Source organism: Nocardia citri, from assembly GCF_054065835.1.
The window spans coordinates 1-9,455 of the sequence record NZ_JBSUQM010000049.1 but is presented as its reverse complement, the minus strand read 5'-3'; the positions used below and the strand labels follow the sequence as shown (position 1 = coordinate 9,455).

Here is a 9,455-nt window from a genome sequence, read left to right as displayed (position 1 = left end):
ACCATGCCGCGATCCGATAGCGCGTCTCCCGGGACTGAGCCCAGCCCCTGTTCGCCCGCGTAACTACCGGTTCGTCTGTAGCCATCGGCTCCGCCTCGCTTCCACTGTTCCCTTTCGAGAGCAACGTTATCGGCTCGATGTGGATATCAGAGTGAGTGTCTGCGGACATCTCGTGGCGAGCATCGCGCCGCGCTCGTGCCCCTCCCTGCCGCGATCGTGGCGTTCTCACCCGGACTCGACATGACCCGTGCGGGCGAAAGCATGGGCACCAAAGCGGGCATCGACCCGTTGTTCACCCGCGCGAGCCTGGAACACACCGGTGCTATGTACCTCGCCGGACATGACCCACACCAGCCCCTGCTCAGCCCGGCAACCCTCGCCGACCTCAGCGGCTTCCCCCCGATGCTCCTGCAGGCAGGCACCAACGAAATGATCCTCGACGACTCCACCCGGCTGGCCGCCCGCGCGCGAGCAGCAGGCGTAGACGTCATCCTCGATATCACCGCCGATGTACCTCACGTGTTCCAGTCCTTCACCGGCATGCTCGACGAAGCCGATGAGGCCCTGGACCGCGCAGCACACTTCCTCGGCCAGCGCATCCGCAACCGGGACACCGAGAACTAGCCGAAAACGGGAAATCCATTGCCCGGCATACCCTCCCGCCCCTGCCGGGGACTGTCTGAGATCTTGTGGGCGGGACGGTGATCGGAGAGGCTGAGGCGGCGTGTCTCAGCGGAAGGGATCATCGTGTCGGAGGAGTCGATGCCGGCGGCCGGACAGCGGTCGGCAGCGGAGGGTTTGGATGTTCGGATCGCCCAGGAGTTGGTGGACAAGGCCCGGAAAGAGGGGGTGTCGCTGGCCGGGCCGGGTGGTTTGCTGTCGCAGATTACGAAAACTGTTCTGGAAACGGCGTTGAACGCCGAAATGGACGAGCATCTCGGCTATTCCAAGGGTGACCAGCCGATCCGTGGGGACGGCAACCATCGCAATGGGCGATCGCAGAAGACGGTGCATACCGATGTCGGTTCGGTGCGTATCGATGTGCCGCGGGATCGGAATTCGGAATTCGAACCGAAGATGGTTCCGAAGCATTCGCGGCGTGTGCAGGGTTTCGACGAGTCGATCATCTCGCTGTATGCGAAGGGGTTGACAACCGGTGAAATTCAGAAGCATCTGTCGGAGATCTATGATGTGGAGGTCTCGCGCGAATTGATTTCGAAGATCACCGATAAGGTGGTCGAGGAGATGAATGAATGGCAGTCACGGCCGCTGGAACGTGTGTATCCGGTTGTGCTGATCGATGCCATTTTCGTGAAGATCCGGGATGGCCGGGTGGTGAATCGGCCGATCTATGTGGCGGTCGGTGTCACCCTGGCTGGCGAGCGGGAGGTGCTGGGCCTGTGGGTCGGCACCGGCGGCGAAGGCGCCAAGCATTGGGCTGGTGTTCTGGGCGAGCTGCGTAATCGCGGGGTCGCTGATGTGATGATCGTCTGCTGCGACGGGCTGAAAGGACTGCCTGAGGCGATCAACGACACCTGGCCGTTGGCCGATGTCCAGCAGTGTGTGGTCCACCTCGTGCGGGCGAGCCTGAAATACAGCTCACGAAAGTATTGGAGCCGGATCACCACTGAACTGAGGGCTATCTATACCGCGCCCACGGTGGAGGCTGCTGAATCGCTTTTCGCCGATTTCGCCGCCGAATGGGAGCCGAAGTATCCAGCGATGATCGCTGTCTGGCGCAACAGTTGGGAGCAATTCACGCCGTTTCTGAGGTTCCCGGCACCGATTCGGAAACTTGTGTACACCACGAATGCGATCGAAAGCCTGAACGCCAGGTTCCGGCAAGCGACCCGCCGGCGGGGACATTTCCCCAACGAGCAGGCCGCGCTCAAGGTGCTCTACCTTGTAATCCGAAACCCACTGAAGAACCAGCAGAATATCACTGGAAAGATCAGCGGATGGAAGGATATACTCAACACGCTCGCCCTGTTCTATGGTGAGCGGATAACTGGAAACTAGCAGAACATTTCACCGTTCTGCCCACAAAAATTCCGACACTCCCCCCTGCCGTGTCGGCACTCACCGTGCGGCAGTCGGGCGGATGAGCTCGAGATTCACCCATCTTGGCGCAGTCGGAGCTGCGTCGTCGCCGGAGTCGTGGTCACTATGGGGTGATGCCGTCGAATTGCATGACCCAGTAGGGGTTGTTGGTGGTGGTGTTCCATTGTGAGACATACAGAGTCACGTCGGTGGGTGAGGTGGAGCGGGGGTGGATGTAGCCGCCGTAGAGTTGCGGGAAGGAACGGATCCAGAATTGCCACCACGGTACGGCGCCGTGGATTTGTTGTCTCGGATTGGTCCATAGCTGGTCGATCGCCGCTGCGGTGCGGGTGGAGATGCAGTAGCCGTTTACATCGAAGTAGGACATGACCCAGGTGCCCGCAATGTTTTTCACACTCAACTCCCCGATCGGACCCATTCCCGCGAACAACGGGGTGGGGGCCGGGTTGCCCCACTGCCAGGCCGATCCGCTGTAGCCCCAGTACTGGTAATCGGCACGGGTTGCGATCTGCCGCCACGGCACGCGCATCAGGATCGGCCCGTCCTGGTTGTGGGCGCGCCCCCATTCTTTGGACACGATGTACAGGTAGCCGTCGCTGTTGTTATTGCCGATGCCCGCGAAGGACTGCATCATGAACGGGCTCCAGCCGTCGTAGCCGTCGCTGCCGTCGTTGCGCCACACCGCGGCGTAATCCGTCCAGGTGGTGCCGTCGTCGTCGGAGTAGGCGAGCCCGCAGAACAGCGCCCCGTACTGGTCGTTCGAGGCGTTCCAGTCATGGACGCTGGTGTAGGTCAACCAGGTTCGCCCGTTCGGGTCGACGAAGGCGTCGTTGGGGATGCGGGTGACCTCGATCCCGTAGCCGTTGTCGGCGTCGTGGGTGTAGGTGAGGACCTGTTTCGCCTGCGCCCCGCCGGATGCACTGGTGAAAGCGGTGGTGGCGTCCGGGATATCGGGGCTGAACAGCAGGATCGGCGAGCCCAGCCAGGTGCCGGAGCCCTCGCTGTTGCCGGTGAAGCTGTCGCCGAACACGAATCCTGACTGCCCCGGCCCGAATCGGCTGCGGTCGTAGGGTATGCCGAGGTCGGCACCGCCTACCCCGAACTGCTGCGCGGTGCTGGCGCTGTACCCGTTGATCGCCGTACCCCAATGTTTCGACATCGCCGAGGTCCTCCCTGCTCATACGCTCTTTATTACTGGTGTGCCTGGGGCGAGCGACCGTTCTCACCCGGCCGCCGGCGGCCCGGACCACCGGCGCGCTGGACGGGACCGGTGCGGTAGCGCCGGCCGCGGGCCAGTCAGGTTTCGACTGCTTGTGGATTCGGTCTATGTGGATTCGGCGAGGACGAATCGGGTCCATGCCCCGGCCCGTCTGGCGTCGTTGTTGAAGACCTGCCCGGTGGTGAGGTCGATGGCATAGACGCTGCCCTCGGGGACCCCGCCGTTGAAGGTGCCGAACCATGCGGTCGGGCCGGATTGTGTTGTGCCGCAGGCTGGTACACGGGCGAACGCTTCTCGCGGGAAGGTGATCTTGCCGAGGTCGGCGGCGGTGAGGCCGGCCAGGGTGCCGCCATTGGCCGCGGCTGTCGCGGCAGCCCGGACCTGTGGCACACAATCGGTGACGACGAAGAAGCGACCGTATGTACTGGGGATCGTCGGCATGCGTGTACTCCGATCAGCGGCTACTGGGCGGGCGGCTGGAAGCCGGGGATATTGAGTTCCTGCCCGATTGCCGCGACGGCGTCGACGAGGGTGTGGCCGCCGAGTTGCGGCCAGCCATGACCTTGGACACCGAGCAGCTGGATCCACTCGTCGCGGATACGGCCGTCGGAGTCGCGGGGTAGCGGTACCTGGGTTGGTCCAGAGGGTGGCGCGAACCCGGACAGACCCAAGGTTTGGCCGACGGTGGCGACGCCGTCGACGAGAGTGCGACCGGCCAGTTGCGGCCAGCCGTTGCCCCCGATGCCCATGAATTGAATCCATATGTCGGTGACCGGATCCGGCGCGACCGCCCCGACGCCGCACTGGTTGGCGAAGTCCTCCGGCGAGAATCCGTCGGCGGAGTTCATATCGCAGTTGCCGAACGGTGGGGCACCCTCGGGGAGGCCGCCGCCGTAGCCCTGGCCGTCGGTGTACTGGTGGGCGATCTGACCCGGCAGGTTGGGGTTGCTGCCGTAGCCGGCGCCGATCATGTTGAGCCCGTCCGGGCGCACCGGCCACATGCTGTCGAAGTCGGGGCGGTTGGCGTAGCCGATGACTCGGCGGGTCGAGCCCAGCCAGTCGGCGAGCCGCCAATAAGCGCGGTTGATGCCGTCGGACTGGTCACCGCCGGGATTGCCGCCCGATTCCACGTCGATCATGGAGATCATCTTCGGGTGCGGGCCGCCCGCTTGGCCGATCATGCTCGTGTGCGTATCAGCGGTGTCGAGCCAGTTCGGTCGCCAGTAGAAATAGACGATGAAGCAGGAGATTCGTCCGGCGTCGGCGGCGTTGGCGGCCCAGGCATAGTTTGTGAAGAAGTTGTGGTCACGGTACGTGCCGTCGTTGGATCTGAACGAGAAGATCTGATACGGGTAGGAGTCGTCGACCGGTACTTGGAACTCGGACACATCGGCGAAAAGGGAATCAACCATGACTACCCTCCGAGAAGGTCGACCGGACCCGTTGGGCAGGGCCGGAATTGACGTCGTAACTACTGATTTTCCGGTGCCCAGGCTGCGACGTCAGCAGTAGTGCACTACTGTGACCGCGTCGTAATCGGCGATGCCGCAACGAAGCCCGGTCACCGCCCAGCGGCTAACGGTCGCTGGTACCTGCCACGACGGCGTGGATCCGCAGTTGGGTCGCTTGCGCGAGACCGCATGCTGTCCCGATGCGTTCGAGATAGAGCGATACGGTGTTGTCGGGCGGGTAGATTCGCAGCCCGGGCACCGATACCGGTTGACATTGCTCGGGCGGAATGTTGTGCACGTCGATCGCGTACACCAGCGCCGAGGCCTGCGCACCGGGCGACAACTGGACCGGGCCGGACGAGGCACCGTCCCGCGCGGCGGGCGCGCCGACGGGTGCGCTGTCCGGGCCGGTAGCGTAGGAGACACCCGGGAATCCTTCGAGTACGCACGGATCGGACCCGTTGTTGGTGAATACGATCGGGAAGGCGACGGTTCCGGCGGCCGCGGATTCCGGTCCGAGACCGGCCGCGAGATCGGACGTCTGACATTGCGGTACAACGGCATCCGAAGTATGCACGCCCGAAGGCGGCGAAACCGCGTGCAGCACCGAGCCCACGCTGGTCGCACCCGGCGGGTCCGGCTGTTCGGAGCCACAACCGAGGACGGTCGTAACCGCACACGCGGTGAGCAGCCACCACGCCATCCGCCTTGTCCTCACAGCACCTCACGGTACTCCTCGGGGTGGCGGAATCGCAGTGGAAACGCCATCGCCGCAACCGAATACGCCACGCAGAACCGGTCCCGGAATATCTGGCCGAATCCCGTGTCGGCGCACGCACCCGCATGGTCCATGCGGCCCGGTAATCCATTGGTGGATAACGCATGCACGCGCGGGTACCGCCATCGAGCAGTCGGCGTGCCCGCGCTGCTTGCGTATAGGGCAGCGTCCGGGCAACGCGGGGTTGAGCTGTCCGGAAGACCCCCAGGTCAACGGCCTGGGGAGTGGACCTCGTCTTCCTCCGGTCAGAGTTGTCCGCCTCGGCCGGACGGATGGATGGATGATGTTCGTTCGGATGCCGGGTGCAGCCCGAGAGGATGTCCTCAGCGGCCCTGGCGGTCGTAGGTGGCGACGTCACGCACGGCGTCGGCGACGGCGTGGAAGTCCTTGCGCAGGACGTGGTCGTGGTTGCTGGCAACCTTCGCGCTCACCTCGAGGTTGGGGTTGCGGGCGCATACCGCGTCGAGGCTCGCGCGGATCTTTTCTTGCTCGTCACCGTGGCTTCCGAAGGACGCCCCGGACGCGAGCACATATCGCGTCGGGACGGTGATGTTGTCCAGTACGGGGGCCAGGTTGGCCTCGCGGGAGATCTTGCCGAGTTCGATGTTGCATTCGGCTTGCTGTGCGGCGCTCATACGCGGAGTCAGGCCCGTCGGGCGAAGCAGCGGGGTTATCCAGCTCAGCCGCTTGAACAGCCGGCGGATCCGCGCTTCCATGGCCTCGTCGAGCCAGTCGTAGGGTTCGGCGCCCTCGACGAGGACCGTGCCCAGGGCGCGATCGGGGTTGCGGCTGGCCCAGTGCGCGGCGACGAATGCTCCGTAGGACCAGCCCACGACCAGTGCGCGGTCCACACCCCTGGCCGCGAGGACAACGTCGACATCGCGCACACACGCCTCGAAGGAGTAGTCCGCCGACTTCTGTGATTTCTTGCCGCGGGCGCGTTCGTCGTAGGTGATATGGCGGAACTCGGTGCCGAGGTCGGCGAGGACCCGCCGCCAGTAGCCTTGCGTGGCGAATTGGCCGTTGCAGTAGATCACGGGGATACCGGGACCGCCGGTGTCGGTGACTGCCAGGGCCGTGTCGTCGACCGGCACCATGCCGGTCCACGTCGAATCGGTCGAGGAGCTGCTGTTCTTCGTCATGCCAACCACTTTCGGTGTCTGGCCTGACACCACCCTGTCACCAGGCTGACGCGGGCACGACCAAGCCGAACACCGTGGAGCGGGTCAGTCACCACCGAGGCCGGTGTCGACTACATCGATTACGCGAGGCGATCACCGCCATCGCCTGGTGCGCCGGGATAGCTCTCATCGGATTCCTCTGGGCGCATTCCACATTCAGCAAGCGAAGGCAACCGCGGCCAACTCGTGCCAGCTCGCCTGCATCCCCTGCGCCGTCGCCTCGGCAAACCGCGTGTCACCGAGGCGACTTCGCGCGGTCTGCTCGATCCTGGCCACATCCGGTTGGGAGCGATCCGGCAGACCGCGCACGCCGGCGCTCGCCGCGAGCAGCCGCGCCGCTTGCTCGAACTGCTCCGCACGCAGTGCCAGATCCGCGATTCCGACGAGTACCTGGGCGATCTGGGGTGCATGTCCCGCCTCGGATGCCGCCTGGACGGCCGCGACGCGGTGTGCACGGGCCTCGTCGAGATCTTCGGCAAGGTAGCCGAGCAGGTCATGTATCAGCGCGCGCATATTCGGCCGCTCGGCCTCATCGCCCAGCAGCGCCGCCGCGACCTCGAGTTGCCGGTGTGCCTGCTCGGCATTACCGCTCCAGCGCGCGAGCTCCGCCTGCGACAGCGCCAGCTCGGCCAGCACATTCGGCCAGGAAACTCGTTCCGCGGCCCGCTGGGCCTCGGCCATGGCCGACCCGCTCGACTCCGCATCGCCCGACAGCCAGTACAACTGGGCTTGCCGGGACCGCATCAGTACGACATCTTCGATTGCACCGACCTCGGTGACGACCGCGATCGCTTGTTCGTAGTGCTCGCACGCTTCGGCGAACTCGCCGCGCATGGCGATTCGATTCGCCAGCTGGGTCAGGGCGAACGAAATCCCCCACCGTTCGCCGAGCGCGCGAAACTCGGTGACCGCCGTCTCGAGATAGGTATCCGCTTCCCGGCCGTCGTGGCCGAGGTCGATCCGCATCTTGCCGAGGTGCATCCGAGTAAGGGCGCGCACCCAGGGGTCCTCATCGGCCAGCAGTGGTTCCCACGCGGGCAGGAACGCGTCCGGCGCTTGCAGCATGCGTTCCAGTGGGGCGGCGAACCTCAGCGCCGGGTGCGGGTCCTGAACACGCCGGCTGATTTCGTAAGCCTTGTGTATCCACTCCCGCGCCTGATACTGGTCGCTCTGCCGCCCCGAGGTCGCGAACTGTACGGCCAACCCGTACACCACGCCCCGGATCTGGTCGGCCACCTCGCCGGGCAGGGCGGTGGCCGCCATGATCGACTCGTTGCCCTCGGCCTTGTGCCCGCCGAGCCACCAGTACCAGCCGGCGGCAGCGGCGAGCCGCATCGCCCCTTGCGCATCGCGGGCCGCGAGCGCACCGCGCATCGCGGCGGCGATATTGTCGTGCTCGGCCTCGAGCGTCGCGAGCCACGCCAATTGCTCGGCGCGGCGCAGATTCGGCTCCGCGATTTCGGCGAGCTCGGTGAAGTACGCGAGATGCGTGCGCCGCGCGAGGTCCGATTCCCCCGCCTCCGCGAGACGCTGCTCGGCGTACTCCTTGATCGTGCCGAGCATTCGGTACCGCGGCGCCCCCTCGACCTCGGTGACCACGAGCGATTTCTCGGTCAGCGCGGTCAGCACCTCGAGCACCTCCCACGCCTCGACCGCCATGTTCTGCCCGCCCCGCTGCCCTTCGGGCCCACCCCCCATACCGGCGCAGACCCGTTCGGCCGCTTCCTGGGTCGCGCCACCGGAGAACACCGAGAGCCTGCGCAACACCGTACGTTCGACGTCGGTGAGCAGTTCCCAGCTCCAGTCGATCACCGCGCGCAGCGTCCGGTGCCGCGGCAGCGCGGTGCGGCTGCCGCCGGTCAGCAGGCGGAACCGGTCGTCGAGCCGATTGGCGAGCTGATCGAGTGACATGGTGCGCAACCTGGCCGCTGCGAGTTCGATTGCCAATGGCATTCCGTCCAGCGCCCGGCAGACACGCGCCAACGTCGACAAAGTGTCGGTGTCGGACGCGAGGTCATTGCGCACCGCGCCGGCCCGGTGCTGTAGTAGCCGGACGGCCGGAGAGGACTCGATCTCGTCGAGGTCGGCGCCCGCCTTCGGCAAGGCCAGCGGCACGACCGGCCACAGCGCCTCGCCGGTGATGCCGAGGGGTTCCCTGCTCGTCGCGAGGATCCGCAGTCGCCGACATTCCCCGAGTACTCGATGGGCGAAGGCCGCAGCGGACTGGATCACGTGCTCGCAGTTGTCCAGAATCAGCAGCGTCGCCCGGTCGCGGAGCGCGGCCACCACCCGGTCCATCGGCTCCGCATCCGGTGCCTCGCCGAGCAGCGCATCCCGCAATTTGAGCGCGGCGAGCGTCGCCTGTGCGACGTTGTTCCCGCCCCCTGGCCCTGTGCTACTACCGCCCCCCGTGTCACTCTCGGCACCGATGGGCGCGAGCTCGACCAGAAAGACCCCATCCGGTAGGTCGCCGAGTAACGTGCGCGCGGTTTCCGTGGCCAGTCTGGTCTTTCCCGAGCCGCCCGGCCCGATCAGGGTGGTGAGCCGATGTTCGGCGTTGAGTTCGCGGACCGCGGCGACATCGGCGGCCTTGCCGACGAAACTGGTCAGCTCGGCGCGCAAGTTGGTCTTCCGGTCCTCCTCCTGCCGTGCCAACTCACCCCGCAGCACCGCGACGTGCAATGCGGACAACTCCGGTGCGGGGTCGACGCCCAGCTCGTCGGCCAAGGCTGCCCTCGTGCGCTCGTACACGCGCAGCGCCTCGG

At 65.7% G+C, this 9,455-nt stretch carries 7 protein-coding genes and 1 pseudogene; 2 read left to right on the top strand and 6 right to left on the bottom strand.

The features are described from left to right. Positions 1-195 precede the first annotated feature (195 nt). Positions 196-624, top strand: a complete 429-nt coding sequence (locus tag ACW2Q0_RS30830; protein WP_457194444.1) for an alpha/beta hydrolase fold domain-containing protein — start codon at positions 196-198, stop codon at positions 622-624. A gap of 138 nt (positions 625-762) precedes the next feature. Beyond that, positions 763-2,019 carry an IS256 family transposase gene (locus ACW2Q0_RS30825; protein ID WP_457194445.1) on the top strand — a complete coding sequence of 419 codons (1,257 nt, stop codon included), beginning with the start codon at positions 763-765 and terminating at the stop codon, positions 2,017-2,019. A 145-nt stretch (positions 2,020-2,164) separates the two neighbouring features. On the opposite strand, the gene ACW2Q0_RS30820 is transcribed toward ACW2Q0_RS30825, so the two are convergent. The 6 genes and pseudogenes from ACW2Q0_RS30820 to ACW2Q0_RS30795 form a co-directional block, all read right to left on the bottom strand. Further along, positions 2,165-3,220, bottom strand: coding sequence for a DUF4185 domain-containing protein (locus ACW2Q0_RS30820; protein WP_457194443.1), 1,056 nt, complete (start codon positions 3,218-3,220; stop codon positions 2,165-2,167). A 165-nt stretch (positions 3,221-3,385) separates the two neighbouring features. Continuing rightward, positions 3,386-3,721: a hypothetical protein gene (locus ACW2Q0_RS30815; RefSeq protein WP_457194442.1), complete on the bottom strand. Its 336-nt coding sequence runs from the start codon at positions 3,719-3,721 to the stop codon at positions 3,386-3,388. Positions 3,722-3,960: 239 nt separating this feature from the next. Further along, positions 3,961-4,692, bottom strand: a pseudogene (locus ACW2Q0_RS30810) (hypothetical protein); the annotation flags it as partial. A gap of 163 nt (positions 4,693-4,855) precedes the next feature. Next, a complete protein-coding gene (locus ACW2Q0_RS30805) occupies positions 4,856-5,434 on the bottom strand; it encodes a DUF4232 domain-containing protein (protein ID WP_457194441.1) in 579 nt (192 codons plus the stop codon). 398 nt (positions 5,435-5,832) lie between these two features. Beyond that, entirely contained in the window at positions 5,833-6,651 is an 819-nt protein-coding gene (locus ACW2Q0_RS30800; protein WP_457194440.1) for an alpha/beta fold hydrolase, read from the bottom strand. Between the two features lie 195 nt (positions 6,652-6,846). Continuing rightward, positions 6,847-9,455 (bottom strand): ATP-binding protein (locus ACW2Q0_RS30795; RefSeq protein ID WP_457194439.1); only part of this gene is annotated, 2,609 nt, incomplete at its 5' end.